Source organism: Neorhizobium galegae (assembly GCF_017877135.1).
Lineage (GTDB): Bacteria > Pseudomonadota > Alphaproteobacteria > Rhizobiales > Rhizobiaceae > Neorhizobium > Neorhizobium galegae_A.
This window is the reverse complement of the sequence record NZ_JAGIPH010000007.1, coordinates 68,819-87,295: the sequence shown is the minus strand read 5'-3', so window position 1 is coordinate 87,295 and position 18,477 is coordinate 68,819. Positions and strand designations below refer to the sequence as shown.

The window sequence follows — 18,477 nt, the reverse complement described above, 5'->3', positions numbered from 1 at the left end:
AGAGCACCACAAAACCGCCGGCGGCATGGTCACCAGCCCGCATCCGCTGGCAAGTGCGGCGGGGGCGGCCGTGCTGGATGCCGGGGGCAATGCCATTGAAGCTGCCGTCGCCACAGCCGCCGTTCTGGCTGTGACCATGCCGCATTTCTGCGGGTTGGGTGGCGATGCCGTCTGGCTGGTGGCAGACCGCCAGGGGCGCAAAGCCTCGTTTCTCGGCATCGGGGCTGCGGCGCAGACCCTGCCCGCCTATGATCAGCCGGTCCCGCTGAGGGGGCCGGGGTCTGCCATCACGTCGGCGGCTGCGGTCGATAGCTGGCAACATGCGCTGGACTACGGCGCGCGGCACTGGGGCGGACAGGCCGGCTTTTCGGCCTTGATTGCGCCGGCCATCCAGCTTGCTGAAGAGGGATATGCGCCGACGGCGTCACAAGGTTTCTGGCTTGATTTCCGCGATGAGGAGATTGCGCAGTGGCCGGGATTTTGCGCGATTTTCGACCACCGCGGCAGGAGCGGCCCGTTTCGACAGCCGCAATTGGCCGAAAGCCTGCGGCTTCTTGCCAGAGACGGTGCCCGCTCGTTCTATGAGGGCGAATTGGCCAGACGCATCGCGGATGGACTTCTCGCTGCCGGATCGCCGCTCACGCTGCAGGATCTGGCGCAAACCCGCACCCGCACGGCAGAACCGGCAACGCTCGACTATCGCGGCCTGACGCTTCTGGCGCCACCGCCGCCGACGCAGGGCATCTCGACCCTTGCCATTCTCGGCATCCTGTCCCGCTTTGATCTGAAAAATCTTCCGGCGGAAGGCAGCGCGCGCTACCATCTGATCGTGGAGGCCGTGAAACAGGCGTTTCTCGACCGTGGCCAGATTGCCGATGGCGACGTCGAGGCGATTACCGCCTCCTGCCTTGACCGCGCCCGTCTGGATGCCAAGGCGGCAGCCATTCAATCCGAAACGGCGCTTTCCTGGCCGCATCCCTATCAGCACGGGGATACGGTGTTTTTTGGCGTGGTGGATGGCAAGGGTAACAGTGCAAGCGTCTTGCAAAGCACCTATTTCGACTGGGGAAGCGGCGTCGTGGTCGGCGATACCGGCATTCTCTGGCAAAACAGGGGCGCTGCCTTTTCCATCGATCCGGCGCATCCCAATGCCGTCGCGCCGGGAAAACGGCCGTTTTATACCTTAAACCCCGGCATGGCGCTGAAGGATGGGCGTCCGCACCTGATCTATGGCACGCAGGGCGCCGATGGTCAGCCGCAAACGCTGGCCGTGCTGCTGACGGGACTGATCGACCACGGCATGAGCCCGCACCAGGCCCTGGCGCAGCCGCGCTTCCTGCTCGGCAAGACATTTTCCGACAGTCGCGACAGCCTGAAGCTCGAAGCCTCGCTTCCGCATGCCGTCATCAACGACATGTCAGCCTGCGGCCATGTCGTTGCGCCTCTTGCTGCCCTTTCGCCCCTGTTTGGCCAGGCGGGCGCAATCCGTATAGAGGATAGCGGCGATGTCATCGGCGCCCACGATCCGCGCGGCGAAGGTTTGGCTGTTGCCGCCCAGAACAGGCCCGGCTGACGCCTGTTCGCATCGGCAATCGCCCGCTGGATCGTACCGTATCCGTGCCCGCCAAAGGCCGCTTACGGCTGCCAATCCGCCAGTCTTGCGGCAATCTGCGCCACCACGCCGTCAAGGCTCTGGTCAATATCGACGGTGATGGCGTGTTCGTCGGCCGCCGGCGGTTCAAGGGCGGCAAACTGGCTGTCGAGCAGCGTCGTCGGCATGAAATGGCCGGTGCGCGCACCCATGCGGGCCGAAATCACCGCGCGCGATCCGGAAAGATGCACGAAGATCACCGGACCTTCGGCCTTGGCGCGGATATGGTCACGGTAGATGCGCTTCAGCGCCGAGCAACCGATGATCAGTCTGCCGTCTGTTTTGGCCAACGCCTCGCCCACCAGCGTCAGCCAGGGCCAGCGGTCGTCATCGTTCAGCGCCTCGCCCCTGCTCATCTTTTCGATATTGGCTTTCGGGTGCAGGTCGTCGCCATCGAAATAGCGGGCGCCGATCTTTCTTGCCAGCGCCTCGCCGACGGAGGACTTGCCGGACCCGGCGACCCCCATCAGCACGAGGCGCTGCGTCGCGTCAGAGAGACGCTGTGATTCCACCGTCGACATAAAGCACGTGTCCATTCACAAAAGAGGAAGCCTCGGAGCTCAGAAAGATGCAGGCGCCGACGAGTTCCTCGACCTTTCCCCAGCGGGCCGCCGGCGTGCGCTTTTCAAGCCAGGCCGAAAACGCAGGATCGGCGACAAGCGCGGCATTGAGCGGCGTATCGAAGTAACCGGGCGCAATCGCATTGCATTGAAGGCCATGTTTTGCCCAGTCGGTGGCCATGCCCTTGGTGAGGTTGGCAACCGCACCCTTGGTTGCCGTATAAGGCGCGATCCCCGGGCGGGCAAGGGCGGTCTGGACGCTGGCAATGTTGATGATCTTGCCGCGACCGCGCGCGATCATGTGGCGGGCGACCGCCTGGCCGACATTGAACACACTCGATACGTTGGTCCGCATCAGGCGCTCGAACGCATCGGCCGGAAAATCTTCGAGGGGCGCGCGGTGCTGCATGCCGGCATTGTTGACCAGGATGTCGATGGCACCCTGCCCCGATTCGAAACCATCTACCGCCGCCTTTACGGCTGCATGATCGGTGGCGTCAAAGGCAAGCGTCTGGACGCCACCCAGTTCAAGCGAGGCTGCCGCAAGCTTCCCGCCATCGCGTCCGTTCAGCACGACGGTTGCGCCGGCTGTCTGCAATCCCCTGGCGAGAGCAAAGCCGATGCCTTGCGACGAACCGGTCACCAGCGCGCGTTTTCCGGCCAGATTGAACAATTCAAGGCTCATGCTTTCCTCCCTCACCTCATGCTGTGGAGGCATTTATGGTATCGATAACAGGCAAGTCAAGCGAAGGGACTTGCCGGCAATTCCTCGTCAAAATGGGGCAGGCTAGGCGATAATCCACCCGGCACCGAAGCAAGGGTGCGGCGTCAGGTGCGCACCGTGAACTGCACGCGATCGGCGGGAAAGCGCGTGATGGCGAACTGGATGGGAACGGCTTCGAGATCGGTATTGAGCGCCTTGGTGACGAGCACGATGGCGCCCGGCGTCAGGCCAAGATCGGCCACGTCGTCCGGTTCGGCATGCCCGGCGGAAATCTCGGTCACATCGCGCAGGTAATCGGCAACATCGAAGGCGGCGAGCGCCCGGGTGATCGAGCCGGACTTCTGAAACACCGTATCGATGCCGGAAAACCTGTCGGCTGGAAACCAGCTTGTCGCGCGTGACAGCGCCCGCCCATCCGCCTTGCGCACGGTTTCGAGCCGGATCAGCCGGGTGCCGGGGGCAACCTTCAGCCATCGGGAAAGACTTGTATTGGCCGCTTCCTCCCGCGCCGACAGAAGGACACCCTGCAGGTCGCGCGCCTGCTCGCCGATGCCCTGCGTGAAGCGGGTGCGCCGGCTGATGGGAAAATCGAACTTGTCGCGCTGGGCAATCAGTGTGCCGCGCCCCTGTTCTGCCCGGACGATGCCTTCCTGGGAAAGCGCCGCAAGGGCTGCCCGCACCGTGTGGCGGTTGACGGCAAATTCTTCCGCCAATGCGGTTTCGGCCGGGACGCGGCCGGTGACGTCGTAATCGCCCGCGGCGATATTTGCGCGAATGCGGTCGGCAATCTGGCGCCAGAGCGCCACGCCTTTCTGTCGCTGGATCATTTTGCTCCTTGTCATAAGCCCGTCATGCCTGCAGGGTATCTCTACACTAAATTGTATGGTTGTCTATATTATTAGACAATATGAGGCTGACGATGAACAAAGCTCTGAACAGTCCGCACGAGACCGGTCGCAAGCGCGGTCTCGACCTCCTTGCCCGCGCCACCCGTCCGGAACTCGAGGCCGCCTGGCAGGCGCTCGCCGATAGACCTGGCCATGAATTGCTGCGGGGGCCCGAAACCGGGCTCGTCATGGTGCGTGGTCGCATCGGGGGTGGCGGTGCGCCCTTCAACCTCGGCGAAACCACCGTCAGCCGCGCCACGGTGAGGGTGGCCGACGGCACCGTGGGCCATGGCTACCGTCTTGGCACGGACCGGCGCGCCGCAGAACTTGCCGCGCTTTTCGATGCGCTCGGCCAGAACGAACGGCACCGGGATTTTGTCGAAACCAGCCTGCTTGCCCCGATCGAACAGCGGCAGGCGGCGGATGCCGCCCGGCGCGAAAACGAGACAGCGGCGACGAAGGTGGATTTCTTCACCATGGTGCGAGGAGAAGACTGATGGACAACAGGAATGAAGGCTTCACCGGCGGCTTCCCGGATGCCGTCTACAACAGCCAGACGGTGTTTCGCACGCTGATGGATTGCATGGCGCGGCCCGGTAGTCTTGGCCTTGTCACGCCCGAGCTTATGCCGCCCGCCCCGCTTGGTGTCGCAGCCGGCGCCCTGATGCTGACCCTTTGCGACCACGACACGCCGGTCTGGCTGTCGCCGAAGATCGCGCAATCGAACGTTCCCGGCTGGCTTGCCTTCCATTGCGGCGCGCCGCTGACGCGGGAAAAGAGCGAGGCGCGCTTTGCCTTTCTGGAGGCCGGTGCGCACCTTCCCGCCATCGCTCATTTCGCGCTCGGCGCCCAGGACTATCCGGATCGCTCCACCACGCTGGTGATCGAGATCGAGGCGCTGGACGGCGGGCGTCCGCTGAACCTGACCGGCCCCGGCATCCGTGACGTCACGCATCTGGCGCCACGGGGGCTCCCGGCGGAACTCCTTGCCCAGTGGACCGACAACCGGGCGCTGTTTCCCCGCGGTCTCGACGTGGTGCTGACCGCCGGCCGTCAGATGATCGGCCTGCCGCGCACCTGCAAGATTACCGCACTGGAGGTGTAAGCCATGTATGTTGCCGTCAAAGGTGGCGAAACCGCCATCGCCAATGCCCACCGCCTGCTGGCCGACCGCCGTCGCGGAGACCGCTCGCTCCCCAGCCTCACCATCGGCCAGATCATCGAACAGTTGGGCCTTGCCGTGGATCGCGTGATGGCGGAAGCCTCGCTTTATGACCGGTCGCTGGCCGCCCTTGCGCTCAAACAGGCGCGCGGCGACATGATCGAGGCGATCTTTCTGCTGCGCGCCTACCGCACGACGCTGCCGCGTTTTGGCACCTCGCAGCCGATCGAGACGGGCCGGATGCAGGTGGAGCGGCGCGTGTCTGCCACCTACAAGGACCTGCCGGGCGGCCAGCTTCTCGGCCCCACCTTCGACTACACGCACCGCCTGCTCGACCCCTCGCTTCTGGATGACGAAGCCGTGGAAGAGCCAGCCCTTCGCGAAAGCGACGGCACGCCGATCATGCGCGTCTCCGACATTCTCGATGGCGAAGGCCTGATCGAGCCGGATGGAAACATGCCGGAGGATCATCTGGCCGGCGATATCACCCGCGAGCCGATGGAATTTCCGATGCCGCGCGACCTGCGTCTGCAGACGCTTGCCCGTGGCGACGAGGGATTTCTGCTGGCGCTCGCCTATTCCACCCAGCGCGGTTACGGGCGCACCCACCCCTTCGTCGGCGAAATCCGCATGGGGCTGGTCGACGTGGAGTTCGAGGTGCCGGAGCTCGGCTTTGCCGTATCGCTTGGAGAAATCCGCGTCACCGAATGCCAGATGGTCAACCAGTTCAAGGGCTCGGCCAAGGCGCCGCCGCAGTTCACCCGCGGTTACGGCTTGGCCTTCGGCCAGAGCGAACGCAAGGCCATGTCGATGTCGCTGGTCGACCGGGCCCTGCGCACGGACGAATTCGGCGAAGACGTGGTGGCGCCGGCGCAGGACGAGGAATTCGTCATGTCCCATTGCGACAACGTGCAGGCGACCGGCTTCGTGGAGCACCTGAAGCTGCCGCATTACGTGGATTTCCAGGCCGAACTCGACCTTGTCAGGCGCATGCGCGCAAAGCACGCGGCCGATCAGACCCCGGATACAGACCAGCAGGAGGCTGCCGAATGAGCATGCCAGCAACCGAACTTGCCGCCTATAATTTCGCCTATCTGGATGAACAGACCAAGCGGATGATCCGTCGCGCCATCCTGAAAGCCATTGCCATTCCCGGCTACCAGGTGCCGTTCGCCTCGCGCGAAATGCCGATGCCCTATGGCTGGGGCACCGGCGGCGTGCAGGTGACGGCCGCCATCCTCGGACCGCAGGATGTGCTGAAGGTCATCGACCAGGGTGCCGACGACACCACCAACGCGGTCTCTATCCGCGCCTTCTTCCAGAAAGTCGCCAATGTCGCCGTCACCACCCATACGGGCGAGGCGACCGTCATCCAGACCCGTCACCGTATCCCTGAAGACACGCTGCGGGAAGGTCAGGTGCTCGTCTATCAGGTGCCGATCCCGGAACCGCTGCGCTTCCTCGAACCGCGCGAAACCGAAACGCGAAAGATGCATGCGCTCGAAGAATACGGCCTGATGCATGTCAAACTCTACGAGGATATCGCCCGCCACGGCCGCATCGCCACCACCTATGCCTATCCGGTGAAGGTTGCCGGCCGTTATGTGATGGACCCCTCGCCGACGCCGAAATTCGACAATCCGAAAATGCACCGCTCGGAAGCCCTGCAGCTCTTCGGCGCCGGCCGCGAAAAACGCATCTATGCGGTGCCGCCGTTTACCGATGTCGTCAGCCTCGATTTCGAAGACCATCCGTTCGAGGTGCAGAGCTTTGACAAGCCCTGCGCGCTCTGCGGCGCCCGCCATGTCTATCTGGACGAGGTGGTGCTGGATGACCGGGGCGGGCGCATGTTCGTCTGCTCCGACACCGATTATTGCGAAACACGGCGCGCCGATGGCCATGTCGGCGAGATGCTGGGCCAGAGCCAGGAGGCTGCGGAATGAGCGCGAACCCGCTTCTGAAGGTCAGCGACCTCTCCAAATTCTACGGCAGCCGCATCGGCTGCAGTGCGGTGTCGTTTGATCTGTGGCCGGGCGAAGTGCTGGCGGTGGTCGGCGAATCCGGCTCCGGCAAGACGACGCTGCTCAACTGCCTGTCAACGCGGCTGATGCCCTCCACCGGCTGCGTGCAATACCATATGCGCGACGGCGAATACCGTGATCTCTACCGCATGAGCGAGGCGGAACGACGCTTCCTCATGCGCACCGACTGGGGTTTCGTCCACCAGAACCCGGCGGATGGCCTGCGCATGACCGTGTCGGCCGGCGCCAATGTCGGTGAACGGTTGATGGCCGTCGGCGACCGCCATTATGGCCGCATTCGCCAGACGGCAACGGAATGGCTGGAGCGGGTGGAAATCTCGCAGGATCGTATCGACGACCAGCCGCGCGCCTTTTCCGGCGGTATGCGCCAGCGCCTGCAGATTGCCCGCAATCTCGTCACCTCGCCGCGCCTCGTCTTCATGGACGAACCCACGGGCGGGCTGGATGTCTCGGTGCAGGCGCGCCTTCTCGATCTCGTGCGCGGTCTCGTCAACGATCTCGGCCTCTCCGCCATCGTCGTCACGCATGATCTGGCGGTCGCGCGTCTCCTCTCACACCGGATGATGGTGATGAAGGACGGCCATGTCATCGAACAGGGCCTCACCGACCGTGTCCTCGACGATCCGCGCGAGCCCTATACGCAGCTGCTCGTCTCCTCGATCCTGCAAGTGTGACGGAGAAACTCCATGCCCACGCCCCTTATCGTTTCCGAAGTCGCCAAGAGCTTTACCATGCACCTGCGCGGCGGGCTGAAGCTGCCCGTGGTCGCCAATGTCTCCTTCTCGGTTGCAAGCGGCGAATGCGTCGTGCTCGGCGGCCCCTCCGGCATCGGCAAAAGCTCGATCCTCAAAATGCTCTACGGCAATTATGCCGTGGATTCAGGCCAGATCCTGATCACCCATGCGGACAAAACCATCGACATCGCCAGCGCCGATCCGCGCGTGGTGCTGGATGTCCGCCGCTCGGCGCTCGGTTACGTGAGCCAGTTCCTGCGCACCGTGCCGCGTGTTTCGGCGCTCGATGTGGTGGCAGAGCCGCTTGTTGCCCGCGGCGTCGCAGCAGAGGAAGCGCGTGAACGCGCCGCAGACCTGCTCGCCCGGCTGAACCTTCCCCGCGATCTCTGGCAACTGCCGCCGGCCACCTTTTCTGGCGGCGAACAGCAGCGCGTCAACATTGCCCGCGGCTTCATCACCGACCACGCAATCCTGCTGCTGGACGAGCCGACGGCCTCGCTCGATGCGGCCAACCGCAAGGTTGTTGTTTCTATGATCGAGGCCAAGAAGGCGGCCGGCGTCGCACTTCTCGGCATTTTCCATGATGAGGAAGTGCGCGAAGCCGTTGCCGACCGCATCCTCGACGTCACCGCATTTTCTCCGCGGAAGGCTGCCGCATGAGCAAGAAGCTTGGCCTTCAACCCCTGATCCATGATGGTGCCACCATCAGCGACACCACGCTTGGCCGCTATACGGAAGTCGGCGAACGCTGCCGTCTCTCCGAAGTGGAGATGGGCGACTATTCCTATATCGAGCGCGACGGCGCCGTGTGGTGCGCCACCATCGGCAAGTTCGCCAATATTGCCGCTGCCGTGCGCATCAACGCCACCAATCATCCGATGTGGCGGGCAACACTGCATCACTTCACCTATCGGGCCGCGAGCTATTTCGAGGGTGCCGAGGACGAACATGACTTCTTCAACTGGCGGCGCGAAAATCGCATCACCATCGGCCACGATGTCTGGATCGGCCATGGCGCGACCGTCCTGCCGGGCGTTACCATCGGCAATGGCGCGGTGATTGGCGCCGGCGCCGTCGTTTCCAAGGACGTCGCACCCTATACGATTGTCGGCGGCGTGCCGGCAAAGCTCATCCGCGAACGCTTTCCCGCAGACATTGCCGCCCGCATGGCAGCCCTTGCCTGGTGGGACTGGGACCATGACCGGCTTTTTGCAGCGCTTGCCGATTTTCGGGCGCTGACGGCTGAAGAATTTCTCCAGAAATACACATGATTCCCTTTTCTGATCAACAACTTGAAAGGCTTCACAGAACCTACACAAATCCGACATTCGCGCTTTACACTGCTGCGCTAGCGATGGTCCGAGAGCATGATGCGCAAGGGAAAGACGATGGACTTCAGACTGATCAACGTTACGCGGACGTTCGGCAAGAATACCGCCGTCGACGCTGTTTCCCTCGATATTCCCTCCGGCCAGATGGTCGGCGTCATCGGACGCTCCGGCGCCGGCAAATCGACGCTGCTGCGCATGATCAACCGGCTGGCCGATCCGACCTCGGGCAACATCCTGTTTGGTGGCACGGATGTCTCGAAACTCAAGGGCAAGCCGCTGCGCGACTGGCAGCGCGATTGCGCCATGATCTTCCAGCAGTTCAATCTCGTGCCGCGCCTGGACGTTCTCACAAACGTTCTGCTTGGACGCCTCAACCATCGCTCCACGACGCTCAGCATCCTCAACATCTTTACCCGCGAGGAGAGGCTGATGGCGATTGCAGCGCTGGAGCGCCTCGGCATCGAGCAGACCGCGCTGCAGCCGGCCGGCACGCTCTCCGGTGGCCAGCAGCAGCGTGTCGCCATTGCCCGTGCGCTGATGCAATCGCCGAAAATGGTTCTGGCGGACGAGCCGATTGCCTCGCTCGATCCGCTGAACGCCAAGATTGTCATGGATGCCCTGCGCGCCATCAACGAGAGCGAAGGCATTACCGTGATCACCAACCTGCACACGCTGGATACGGCGCGCAGCTATTGCGAACGCATCATCGGCATGGCGCGCGGTCGCGTGGTGTTTGACGGCAAGCCGTCAGAACTGACGGCCGCGGCCGTGCAGGAGATCTACGGCGCCGACAAGGACGGCACCGGCATCGATGAAAGCATGACCTCGACCAGCATCAACATTCCAGCGGCCGCACACGGCGCCGCAGACACGCCATCCCCGGAGCACAGGTCGCTCGCACAAGCCGGCGCCTAGTTCCGACCCGATCGCCAGCCCGCGTCAAGGGCAAGACGTTCTTGAAAGCTATTCACGCATTCCGCTCTCACAGGAGATGAACTCATGTTGAAGAAGACCCTTCTTGCCGCCGTCGCACTTCTGTCGCTCGCCGGCGCTTCCCATGCCCAGGACGTCAAGGAATTCCGCATCGGCCTGATCGGCGGCGAAAACGAAGCCGACCGTCTGCGCAACAACCAGTGCCTGGTCGATCACCTGAAGCAGGAATTCGGCTTCGAGAAGGTTTCGCTCTTCCCGGCCGCCGATTATGACGGCGTCATCCAGGGCCTCCTGGGCGGCACGCTCGATTACGCAGAACTCGGCGCTTCCGGCTATGCCAAGGCCTATCTCTCCAATCCGAAGGCTATCGAGCCGATCCTGACGACCGTCCAGACCGACGGCTCGATGGGTTACTACTCGATCATGGTGGCCCGCAAGGATTCCGGCATGACCAAGGTCACCGACATCAAGGGCAAGAAGCTCGGCTTTGCCGATCCGGACTCCACCTCCGGCTACCTGATCCCGACGGTGACGCTGCCGGCCGCTCTTGGTGGCAAGCCGGTCAAGGAATATGTCGGCTCCACCGGCTTTGGCGGCGGCCATGAAAACCTCGTTCTCGAAGTGCTGAAGGGCACGTTCGATGCCGGCACGACCTTCGGTTCGGGCGTTGGCAATTTCAAGGACGGCTATACCTCGGGCAACCTGAAGAAGATGGCCGACAAGGGCATCGTCAACATGGACGACCTCGTCGAGCTGTGGAAGTCGCCGCTCATCCCGAACGGCCCGATCGTCGTTCGTTCGTCGCTCTCGGCCGACATGAAGAAGAAGCTGACCGCCTACATGATGGCGCTGCCGAAGACGGATCCCAAGTGCTTCTCGGCCATCGAAGGCGGCGATTTCAAGGGCTTCGCCGAAGTCAACGAGAGCTTCTACAAGCCGATCATCGACGCCCGCAAGGCAACCATCGGCGGCTGATCGGCGCGCGCCTCGACTTCTTCCAGTCGCCGGAGCCTTATCCTCCGGCGGCTGATCCGCTGTGACAGTCCAGCACACCCCCCAGCCAATGGTAGTTCCCAGAATGCAGACCAGCCCGACCCATGCCCCTCTGGGAGAACGTGGCGCCCAGATCGAGGCCCATTGGCAGGTTCTGGCGCGCGGGCGTCGCCGTTACACCATCCTCAGCCTTGCTGTGCTGTTTGTCGCGCTGACCGGATCGCTGTGGTTTGCCAATGACAGCAATTCCGGCAAGTTCATCGACCGGTTGCCGCACCTGTTTGATTTTGTCGAAATGCTCGTTCCGCGTGACGGCATGGAAATCTGGCGGGCGCTGTTTGATCTGCCCTCGCCCTATTTCGACGGCAGCCTGCAATATGATTACCCGGACGGGCGCTACTATATCACTCAGAGCCTCTACATTCCGGAATATTTCTACAAGATGGCTGAGACGCTGAACATTGCGCTCGCCTCCACCATCATCGGGTTCTTCTTCGGCTCCATCCTGTCCTTCCTTGCCGCGCGCAACATGATGAAGAACGTCTGGATCCGCGGCCCCGTGCGCCGGTTCATGGAAATCCTGCGCGCCTTTCCCGAGATCGTGCTCGCCGGCTTCTTTCTCGCCATCCTGTCGCTCGGGCCGATCCCGGCGATGATTGCCGTCTCCATCCACACCATCGGAGCGCTCGGCAAACTGTTCTTCGAGGTCATCGAAAACGCCGACATGCGTCCCGACGAGGGGTTGAAGGCGGCCGGCGCCAGCTGGATCGAGCGCGTGTGGTTTGCCATGGTGCCGCAGGTCATGCCGAATTTCGTCAGCTATTTCCTGTTGCGGCTGGAGATCAACGTGCGCGCCTCCACCATTATCGGTGCGGTCGGCGGCGGCGGCATCGGCGAGCAGCTTCGCCTGTCGATCACCCGCGGCCATGAGGCAAAGACGCTTGCGATCGTGCTTCTGCTTTTGCTGACCATCATCGCCGTGGACCAGCTGTCCGCCTGGCTGCGCCGCAAGCTGGTGGGCGATCAGGCCTTCCGTCCGGTCGTGTGAGGATTTGACCATGCAGAGCCTGTCCGCCACCGATCTCGACGCCGTTGCCGCCCGCCATCCGCATCTGGTCACCGCCTCCGTCTGGAGCCGGTTCCGGATCCCGCTGATCCTCACCAGCGGCATTCTTTACCTCGCCTTCTGCTCCTGGCTGTTTTCCGTCCCGCAGGTGATGTCCTCGGCCAACTGGACCATTGCCGGCAACTATCTTGCCGACTGGGTCTCCTATGAGGAGCGCCCGACGATTGCGATCCGGGATGATGCCACGATGAAGGTGGAATTTTCGCGCTTCGATCCGATCGGCCCCAATCCGAACCCGGACTGGCTGCAGGCGAAGCGGGAAACGATCACCCGCACGATCACCGCCCCTGCTGCCGCAGCCCAGCCTTCCGCACCCGCCTCCACTTTCTCCTTCATGGCGCCTGCCCCGGCTCCGATCGGAACCGGTGACGCAGCGCCCGCCAGCCAGACGGTGAGCGAGGAGGTGGTGACCCATGCGGTGGTGAAAATGACCCCGGACGCCACGATCGAGGTGGCACCGCCCGGCGTCACCATCACCCGCTCCGGTGAAACGCTTGCCATTTCGCTTGGCCGAGACAGCGTGCGGGCATCCGGCCCGCTTCCCGCGTGGGCAACGCAGCGCGCGCCGGGCGAAAAGATCGTGGTCGCTTTCGGCTTTTCCGGCTGGGCGGAGGTGCGCAGCGATGCGGTCATCGTCCACAAACGTTATCTCGGCTGGCCGGGTTTTCTGTTCGACATCGACTCGCCTTATTTCGGCAAGCCGTTGAGCGAGGTTCTCACGCTGATCCGCTCCGACGAGCGGCTGGATCCGGCCCAGAGCAACCTGTCGCTTGCCATCGACAATATTCTCTACAATCCATCCTGGCAGCATCTCGATGTCTGGACAAAGCTGTTCCAGACCATCGTCATGGCCTTTGTCGGCACGCTGCTTGCCTCTGTCGTCGCCTTTCCGCTTTGCTTCATCGCTGCGCGCAACATCACGCTCAACCGTCCCGTCAATCAGCTGGTCAAGCGCTTCTTCGATTTCCAGCGCTCGGTCGACATGCTGATCTGGGCACTGTTCTTCACCCGCGCCTTCGGCCCCGGGCCGCTCGCCGGCATTTCGGCGATCTTCTTCACCGACACCGGCACGCTTGGAAAACTCTATTCGGAAGCGCTCGAAAACATCGACGACAAGCAGCGTGAAGGCATCAAGTCCGTTGGCGCGCCGCCGCTTGCCGTGCAGCGTTTCGGTGTCCTGCCGCAGGTCCTGCCGGTCTTTGCCAGCCAGGCGCTCTACTTCTGGGAAAGCAACACCCGCTCGGCCACCATTATCGGGGCGGTCGGTGCCGGCGGCATCGGTCTCAAGCTCTGGGAAGCGATGCGCACCAACACCAACTGGAAGAACGTCGCCTACATGGTGATCCTCATCCTGATCGTCGTCTTCATCTTCGACGCCATCTCCAACGCGCTGCGCTCACGCCTCATCGGCAAGCGCAACCACTGACTTTTTGACCGGCGCGGCCTGCGCCACCTGCATCTGGAAAAACCGTCATGCCCGAAATCATTCTGTCCAACGCCCGAATCGTTCTCGAAGACCGCCTCATCGAAGGCAGTGTCCGGATCGCCGACGGCAAGATTGCCGATATCGCGGAAGGATCGAGCGCGCTTGGCGAGGATTTCGGGGGCGATTATCTGATTGCCGGATTGGTGGAACTGCATACGGACCATCTGGAAGCCCATTATTCGCCGCGTCCGGGCGTGCGCTGGAACAAGATTTCCGCCATCCAGTCGCATGATGCGCAGGTCGTCACCTCGGGCATCACCACGGTCTTCGACTGCCTGCGCATGGGCTCGGACGAGGACGGCGGCTTTCGCCCCGGCGAGATGCGCGACATGGCCGATGCGATCCATCTGGCGCAACAGGAAGACCGGCTGCGTGCCGACCATCTGCTGCACCTGCGCTGCGAGGTATCCTCCGCCGACGTGCTGGAGCATATCGCCGATTTCGAGGAAGACCCGGCTGTCCGGCTTGTGTCGCTGATGGACCATGCGCCGGGCCAGCGTCAGTTCCAGACGATGGAGCACTACACGCTCTATTACAAAAGCAAGCGCGGCCTGTCGGACGAGGAATTCCAGCGCTTCGTGGCGCGCCGGCAGGAATCCTCGGCGCGCTATTCCGGCCCGCACCGCGATCATCTGGCAGCGCTCTGCCATCGCCGCGGCATTACCATCGCAAGCCACGACGATGCGACCCTTGACCATGTCGAAGAGGCTGTCGGCTACGGTGTCCGGCTGGCCGAGTTCCCGACCAGCCTCGATGCCGCCGATGCCTCCCACAAGGCCGGCATGAGCGTCTTGATGGGCGCTCCGAACGTGGTGCGTGGCAAATCGCATTCCGGCAATATTGCGGCGCGCGATCTCGCCGAACGGGGTGTGCTCGACGTGCTCTCTTCGGATTACGTGCCGTTCAGCCTGCTCCACGCCCCTTTCGTTCTGTCAGACGACATCGAAGGCCTGACGCTGCCGCAAGCGCTTGCCATGGTGACGGCAACGCCGGCGCGCACCGTCGGCCTTGACGATCGTGGCCGCATTGCGCCCGGCCTTCGCGCCGATCTCGTGCGGGTTCGCCGCACGGACGGTGTGCCGGTCGTGCGCTCCGTCTGGCGCGAAGGGCAGCGCGTGGCCTGAGCCGCACAGGTTTACTGCGAGGCGCGAAGGCGGCTTTCCACGAGAAGGCCGCTTTCGTCCAGGATCGGATGGGCGACAGAGACGATATGCGCATTGATGCGCTTCAGGTCGCGCAGAAGATCGAGATGCAGCGAGCTGGTCTGCAGGCTTTCCAGCCGGCCGTCCTGAAGGCGTTTGAGGTGGCGCTCGGCGGATTCCTTCTCCATCCGCCGCACCTCCACCTTCACCTCCATCATGTGACGGGCAAGGTCAAAATCGCGCGTGACGAAAATCGTCTGCGCCACGCGCAGGTTGTCGATGGTAAGCGTCATCAGCCGCATCAATTCGTCATAGCCGTCGTCGGAGAACTTGAGGCCGAGCGAGATTTTCTTGACGACCTGCGGCAACAGGCCCTTTTCGATGATGTCGCCGATGTGTTCCAGGTTGATGGCATAGTCGATGATGTGGATCGAGCGGCGGCTGTTGTCTTCGCTGAGGCCTACGCGCGAGAGCATGGAGAGATAGACCTTCACCTCCTGCTGCAGCGTATCGACGCGGTGTTCCAGCTGCGCCACCTCGGTGAGCTGGGAGAGATCGTTCTGGGAGAAGGCATCCGATGTCTTCATCAGCATACGCTCGATGAGATCGCCGACGCCCAGCACCTCGCGCGTGGCACTGGTCAGTGCAACGACGGGGCTCGACAGTTCCTCGCGGTCGAGGAATTTTGGCGCAAGATCGGGCCGCACCTCTTCCGGGATCAGGCGCGCCATCCAGCCGGACAGCAAGGTTGAGAAGGGCCAGGCCACCAGGGCAAGCGCCAGGTTGAAGGCCAGATGCGCATCGACCGGCAGCATGGCACCGGGCGTCGGCAGCATTTCCAGAAGCATGGCACCGTAGCCGGCAAGCGGCAGTACCAGCAGGCAGCCGATGCCGCGCACGATGAGATTGCCAAGCGTGACGCGGCGCGCAGAGGACGCGGCCGAAAGCGACGCCATGTAGGGCGGAATGGCACCGCCAAAATTTGCCCCAAGCACGAGGACGAGGATCAGCGCCGTCGGAACCGCACCGGTTGCGGCAACCGAGAGGATGAGAACCACTGCGGCAAGGCTGGACGAGGATAGGAAGGCGATGGAAGCCGCAAGCGCAAAGGCGACCGGCCAGGCATTGTCCAGAAGGCCGATAAAGGCAAAGAGCGCCTGCGATTCCCGCAAGGGCTCGGTCGCCGCACTCATCAGGTGCAGCGACAGAAGCATGATGCCGATGCCGATCAACGCAGCCCCGAGCCCCTGACGGTTGCTGGCCCTGCTGCGGTGAAAGCCGATGCCGACGAGGATGAGGAGCGGCGACAGCCAGCCGATGCCAAAGCCGACGATCCAGGCGGTGATGGCGGTGCCGACATTGGCGCCGAGAAGGACGATCTGGGCCATGCGCGGCCGGATGAGGTCCCGTTCCACGAAGGAGGCAGTCATCAGCGCGGTGGCCGTCGAGCTTTGCAGCGCAATCGTGGCGAAGAGGCCGGAGACGAAGGATCGCAACCCGTTGCGCGTCCCCGTGGAAAGGCCCGTGCGAAGCTGGGCGCCAAAAGCCCGCGACACGCCGTCCTTGACCTGCGACAGACCGAACAGCAGCAGGGCCACGGCTCCGAACAGGTTGATCATGACGGCGGTTGAGCTCATCCCTCCGGCCTTTCTCGTTTCTCCGCTGCTCTCCTCCCGGCACAGGAGTATGCAGGCTAAGGTCTCTGCAAACGGTTTACAGGCAGATTGCCACGAACTGCCACATTCCGATTTCGCCAACCCGTCATAGGCGGGTGACTGGGCGACATGATGGTCGCCCGGTCAGCGATCAATGGCCGGCAAGACGCGCGCCGCCTGCATCGAACAGATGGATGTCGTGGCTATGTGCCGCAACCGTCATCTGCGCGCCGGTCTCGATCTGCGAACGGCCGGAGACGCGAAATGCGATGTCCTGTCCGGACGACAGCTTGCCATAGACATAGCTTTCGGCGCCCACGAGTTCCACGGCGCCGACGGTCACGTCCGCGCGCAAGGCATAGCCCGCGACTTGTCCATCGCTGACCACCTTCAGGTCTTCCGGGCGGATGCCGATGGTTGCCGCCTCCGGAACACCGGAGAGGTCGAAACCGCCGCGGGCACGGTCCAGAAGGTTCATCGAGGGCGAACCGATAAAGGTGGCGACGAAGGTTGTCGCCGGCTTCTCGTACAGCTCGATCGGCGTGCCCACCTGCTCGATGTGGCCGCCGTTCAGCACCACCAGCCGGTCGGCGAGCGTCATCGCTTCCATCTGGTCGTGGGTGACATAGACGCTGGTGGTGGCAAGCGCCCGCTGCAGCCGCTTGATTTCCACCCGCATCTGAACGCGCAGTTTTGCGTCGAGGTTGGACAGAGGCTCGTCGAACAGGAACGCCGAGGGCTCGCGCACGATGGCGCGGCCCATGGCGACGCGCTGGCGCTGGCCGCCGGAGAGCTGGCGCGGCTTGCGCTCCAGATACTGTTCGATTTCGAGCGTCGTCGCCGCCTTCTTGATGCGTGCCTCGATCACATCAGCCGGCGTGTTGCGGTTTTTCAGGCCATAGGCCAGGTTCTGGTAGACCGTCATATGCGGATAAAGCGCATAGTTCTGGAACACCATCGCGATATCGCGCTCGGACGGTTCCAGCGTGTTGACGACGCGGTCTCCGATAGAAATTTCGCCGGATGTGATGCTTTCCAGCCCGGCAATCATGCGCAGAAGTGTGGACTTGCCGCAGCCGGAGGGACCGACAAGCACCAGCAGTTCGCCGTCGGCGATATCGAGCGAGACGCCCTTGATGGTTTCCACCGTGCCGGCATAGGTCTTGCGGACATTGTTGAGGGTGATCTTGGCCATTACTTTTCAGTCTCCACAAGGCCTTTCACGAACCAGCGCTGCATCAGAACCACCACCAGAATCGGCGGGATGATGGCGAGGATCGCCGTGACCATGACATAATTCCAGGGGGTAGAAGCGTCGGCGAAATCCACCATCTTGCGAAGGCCGATGATGATCGTCGCCATCTGCGCGTCGTTGGTGACCAGCAGCGGCCACAGATACTGCGTCCAGCCGTAGATGAAGAGGATGACGAAGAGCGCTGCGATATTTGTGCGCGACAAAGGCAGCAGGATATCCTTCATGAAGCGGAAGGGGCCGGCATTGTCGATGCGGGCAGCCTCGACGAGTTCGCCGGGGATCGTCAGGAAGAACTGGCGAAACAGGAACGTGGCGGTGGCGGAGGCCATCAGCGGCAGAGTAAGGCCCGTGTAGGTATCGATGAGGCCAAGATCGACGATCACCTTGTAGGTGGGCAGGATGCGCACCTCCACCGGCAGCATCAGCGTCACGAAAATCATCCAGAAGAAGCCCATGCGGAACGGGAACTGGAAGAAGACGATGGCATAGGCCGAGATGAAGGAGATGAGGATCTTGCCGATGGCAATCGCCATGGCCACCACGAAGGTGTTCCACAGCATGCGTTCGAGGCTGACGCCGGAGACGCGCTCGACGCCGCCATTGATCGCCGTCGAATAGTTTTCAACGAGATGGCTGCCGGGCAGAAGCGAGATCGGCGGGCGCAGGATTTCCCCCGACGACAGCGTGGAGGCCACGAAGGTGTAATAGATCGGGAAGGCCACGATGATGATGCCGATGATCAGCATGAAATGACCGAGGAGGCCGGCGATTGGACGTCTTTCAATCATGATCTGTC

Annotated in this window: 19 protein-coding genes; 13 read left to right on the top strand and 6 right to left on the bottom strand. The window is 62.9% G+C overall.

Translation table 11 applies throughout. From position 1 onward, the window contains the following. Positions 1-25 precede the first annotated feature (25 nt). A complete protein-coding gene (locus J2858_RS19000; protein WP_210106424.1) occupies positions 26-1,573 on the top strand; it encodes a gamma-glutamyltransferase family protein in 1,548 nt (515 codons plus the stop codon). Positions 1,574-1,635: 62 nt separating this feature from the next. Here J2858_RS19000 and J2858_RS18995 read toward each other — a convergent pair whose 3' ends face one another. From J2858_RS18995 to phnF, 3 genes are all read right to left on the bottom strand, one after another. Then, positions 1,636-2,172 (bottom strand): gluconokinase, encoded by a 537-nt coding sequence (locus J2858_RS18995; protein WP_245366707.1) that lies wholly within the window; start codon positions 2,170-2,172, stop codon positions 1,636-1,638. Then, positions 2,141-2,896 (bottom strand): SDR family oxidoreductase, encoded by a 756-nt coding sequence (locus J2858_RS18990; RefSeq protein ID WP_210106423.1) that lies wholly within the window; start codon positions 2,894-2,896, stop codon positions 2,141-2,143. Before J2858_RS18990 ends, J2858_RS18995 begins: the two co-directional genes overlap by 32 nt. Before the next feature lie 143 nt (positions 2,897-3,039). Further along, the gene (gene phnF / locus J2858_RS18985) at positions 3,040-3,762 is read right to left on the bottom strand and encodes a phosphonate metabolism transcriptional regulator PhnF (RefSeq protein WP_245366706.1); all 723 of its coding nucleotides are present in this window, start codon (positions 3,760-3,762) and stop codon (positions 3,040-3,042) included. A 92-nt stretch (positions 3,763-3,854) separates the two neighbouring features. On the opposite strand from phnF, the gene phnG reads away from it, so the two are divergent. The 12 genes from phnG (at position 3,855) to J2858_RS18925 (ending at position 14,753) form a co-directional block, all read left to right on the top strand. Beyond that, positions 3,855-4,319, top strand: a complete 465-nt coding sequence (gene phnG, locus J2858_RS18980; protein WP_210106421.1) for a phosphonate C-P lyase system protein PhnG — start codon at positions 3,855-3,857, stop codon at positions 4,317-4,319. Next, complete coding sequence (phnH, locus tag J2858_RS18975) at positions 4,319-4,927, top strand: phosphonate C-P lyase system protein PhnH (protein WP_210106420.1); 609 nt, start codon at positions 4,319-4,321, stop codon at positions 4,925-4,927. The genes phnG and phnH overlap by 1 nt, the downstream gene beginning before the upstream one ends. Positions 4,928-4,930: 3 nt before the next feature. Then, complete coding sequence (locus J2858_RS18970) at positions 4,931-6,037, top strand: carbon-phosphorus lyase complex subunit PhnI (RefSeq protein WP_210106419.1); 1,107 nt, start codon at positions 4,931-4,933, stop codon at positions 6,035-6,037. Positions 6,038-6,039: 2 nt separating this feature from the next. After that, positions 6,040-6,927: an alpha-D-ribose 1-methylphosphonate 5-phosphate C-P-lyase PhnJ gene (locus tag J2858_RS18965; protein WP_210106556.1), complete on the top strand. Its 888-nt coding sequence runs from the start codon at positions 6,040-6,042 to the stop codon at positions 6,925-6,927. Continuing rightward, entirely contained in the window at positions 6,924-7,700 is a 777-nt protein-coding gene (gene phnK, locus J2858_RS18960) for a phosphonate C-P lyase system protein PhnK (protein WP_210106418.1), read from the top strand. The genes J2858_RS18965 and phnK overlap by 4 nt, the downstream gene beginning before the upstream one ends. 12 nt (positions 7,701-7,712) lie before the next feature. Continuing rightward, positions 7,713-8,420, top strand: coding sequence for a phosphonate C-P lyase system protein PhnL (gene phnL, locus J2858_RS18955; RefSeq protein WP_210106417.1), 708 nt, complete (start codon positions 7,713-7,715; stop codon positions 8,418-8,420). After that, on the top strand, positions 8,417-9,031 hold the full coding sequence (locus J2858_RS18950) for a DapH/DapD/GlmU-related protein (RefSeq protein WP_210106416.1): 615 nt from the start codon (positions 8,417-8,419) through the stop codon (positions 9,029-9,031). The genes phnL and J2858_RS18950 overlap by 4 nt, the downstream gene beginning before the upstream one ends. A gap of 117 nt (positions 9,032-9,148) precedes the next feature. Next, complete coding sequence (gene phnC / locus J2858_RS18945; RefSeq protein WP_210106415.1) at positions 9,149-10,006, top strand: phosphonate ABC transporter ATP-binding protein; 858 nt, start codon at positions 9,149-9,151, stop codon at positions 10,004-10,006. 84 nt (positions 10,007-10,090) lie between these two features. Next, positions 10,091-10,999 (top strand): phosphonate ABC transporter substrate-binding protein, encoded by a 909-nt coding sequence (gene phnD / locus J2858_RS18940; RefSeq protein WP_210106414.1) that lies wholly within the window; start codon positions 10,091-10,093, stop codon positions 10,997-10,999. Positions 11,000-11,102: 103 nt separating this feature from the next. Further along, entirely contained in the window at positions 11,103-12,065 is a 963-nt protein-coding gene (phnE, locus tag J2858_RS18935) for a phosphonate ABC transporter, permease protein PhnE (protein ID WP_210106413.1), read from the top strand. A 10-nt stretch (positions 12,066-12,075) separates the two neighbouring features. Then, complete coding sequence (gene phnE / locus J2858_RS18930; RefSeq protein ID WP_210106412.1) at positions 12,076-13,569, top strand: phosphonate ABC transporter, permease protein PhnE; 1,494 nt, start codon at positions 12,076-12,078, stop codon at positions 13,567-13,569. A gap of 47 nt (positions 13,570-13,616) precedes the next feature. Continuing rightward, the gene (locus tag J2858_RS18925) at positions 13,617-14,753 is read left to right on the top strand and encodes an alpha-D-ribose 1-methylphosphonate 5-triphosphate diphosphatase (protein ID WP_210106411.1); all 1,137 of its coding nucleotides are present in this window, start codon (positions 13,617-13,619) and stop codon (positions 14,751-14,753) included. Positions 14,754-14,764: 11 nt separating this feature from the next. Here the strand turns inward: J2858_RS18925 and J2858_RS18920 are convergent, their stop codons facing one another. The 3 genes from J2858_RS18920 to ugpE form a co-directional block, all read right to left on the bottom strand. Further along, positions 14,765-16,408 carry a Na/Pi cotransporter family protein gene (locus tag J2858_RS18920; protein ID WP_210106410.1) on the bottom strand — a complete coding sequence of 548 codons (1,644 nt, stop codon included), beginning with the start codon at positions 16,406-16,408 and terminating at the stop codon, positions 14,765-14,767. A gap of 169 nt (positions 16,409-16,577) precedes the next feature. Next, positions 16,578-17,621 carry a sn-glycerol-3-phosphate import ATP-binding protein UgpC gene (locus J2858_RS18915; RefSeq protein WP_210106409.1) on the bottom strand — a complete coding sequence of 348 codons (1,044 nt, stop codon included), beginning with the start codon at positions 17,619-17,621 and terminating at the stop codon, positions 16,578-16,580. After that, positions 17,621-18,469 (bottom strand): sn-glycerol-3-phosphate ABC transporter permease UgpE, encoded by an 849-nt coding sequence (ugpE, locus tag J2858_RS18910; RefSeq protein WP_210106408.1) that lies wholly within the window; start codon positions 18,467-18,469, stop codon positions 17,621-17,623. Before ugpE ends, J2858_RS18915 begins: the two co-directional genes overlap by 1 nt. Positions 18,470-18,477 lie beyond the last annotated feature (8 nt).

Excerpts from the sequence above, each read along its gene's own strand:
- J2858_RS19000 (WP_210106424.1), top strand. The coding sequence starts at position 26 with ATGGTCACCAGCCCGCATCCGCTGGCAAGTGCGGCGGGGGCGGCCGTG.
- J2858_RS18995 (WP_245366707.1), bottom strand. The coding sequence starts at position 2,172 with ATGTCGACGGTGGAATCACAGCGTCTCTCTGACGCGACGCAGCGCCTC.
- J2858_RS18990 (WP_210106423.1), bottom strand. The coding sequence starts at position 2,896 with ATGAGCCTTGAATTGTTCAATCTGGCCGGAAAACGCGCGCTGGTGACC.
- phnF (WP_245366706.1), bottom strand. The coding sequence starts at position 3,762 with ATGATCCAGCGACAGAAAGGCGTGGCGCTCTGGCGCCAGATTGCCGAC.
- phnG (WP_210106421.1), top strand. The coding sequence starts at position 3,855 with ATGAACAAAGCTCTGAACAGTCCGCACGAGACCGGTCGCAAGCGCGGT.
- phnH (WP_210106420.1), top strand. The coding sequence starts at position 4,319 with ATGGACAACAGGAATGAAGGCTTCACCGGCGGCTTCCCGGATGCCGTC.
- J2858_RS18970 (WP_210106419.1), top strand. The coding sequence starts at position 4,931 with ATGTATGTTGCCGTCAAAGGTGGCGAAACCGCCATCGCCAATGCCCAC.
- J2858_RS18965 (WP_210106556.1), top strand. The coding sequence starts at position 6,040 with ATGCCAGCAACCGAACTTGCCGCCTATAATTTCGCCTATCTGGATGAA.
- phnK (WP_210106418.1), top strand. The coding sequence starts at position 6,924 with ATGAGCGCGAACCCGCTTCTGAAGGTCAGCGACCTCTCCAAATTCTAC.
- phnL (WP_210106417.1), top strand. The coding sequence starts at position 7,713 with ATGCCCACGCCCCTTATCGTTTCCGAAGTCGCCAAGAGCTTTACCATG.
- J2858_RS18950 (WP_210106416.1), top strand. The coding sequence starts at position 8,417 with ATGAGCAAGAAGCTTGGCCTTCAACCCCTGATCCATGATGGTGCCACC.
- phnC (WP_210106415.1), top strand. The coding sequence starts at position 9,149 with ATGGACTTCAGACTGATCAACGTTACGCGGACGTTCGGCAAGAATACC.
- phnD (WP_210106414.1), top strand. The coding sequence starts at position 10,091 with ATGTTGAAGAAGACCCTTCTTGCCGCCGTCGCACTTCTGTCGCTCGCC.
- phnE (WP_210106413.1), top strand. The coding sequence starts at position 11,103 with ATGCAGACCAGCCCGACCCATGCCCCTCTGGGAGAACGTGGCGCCCAG.
- phnE (WP_210106412.1), top strand. The coding sequence starts at position 12,076 with ATGCAGAGCCTGTCCGCCACCGATCTCGACGCCGTTGCCGCCCGCCAT.
- J2858_RS18925 (WP_210106411.1), top strand. The coding sequence starts at position 13,617 with ATGCCCGAAATCATTCTGTCCAACGCCCGAATCGTTCTCGAAGACCGC.
- J2858_RS18920 (WP_210106410.1), bottom strand. The coding sequence starts at position 16,408 with ATGAGCTCAACCGCCGTCATGATCAACCTGTTCGGAGCCGTGGCCCTG.
- J2858_RS18915 (WP_210106409.1), bottom strand. The coding sequence starts at position 17,621 with ATGGCCAAGATCACCCTCAACAATGTCCGCAAGACCTATGCCGGCACG.
- ugpE (WP_210106408.1), bottom strand. The coding sequence starts at position 18,469 with ATGATTGAAAGACGTCCAATCGCCGGCCTCCTCGGTCATTTCATGCTG.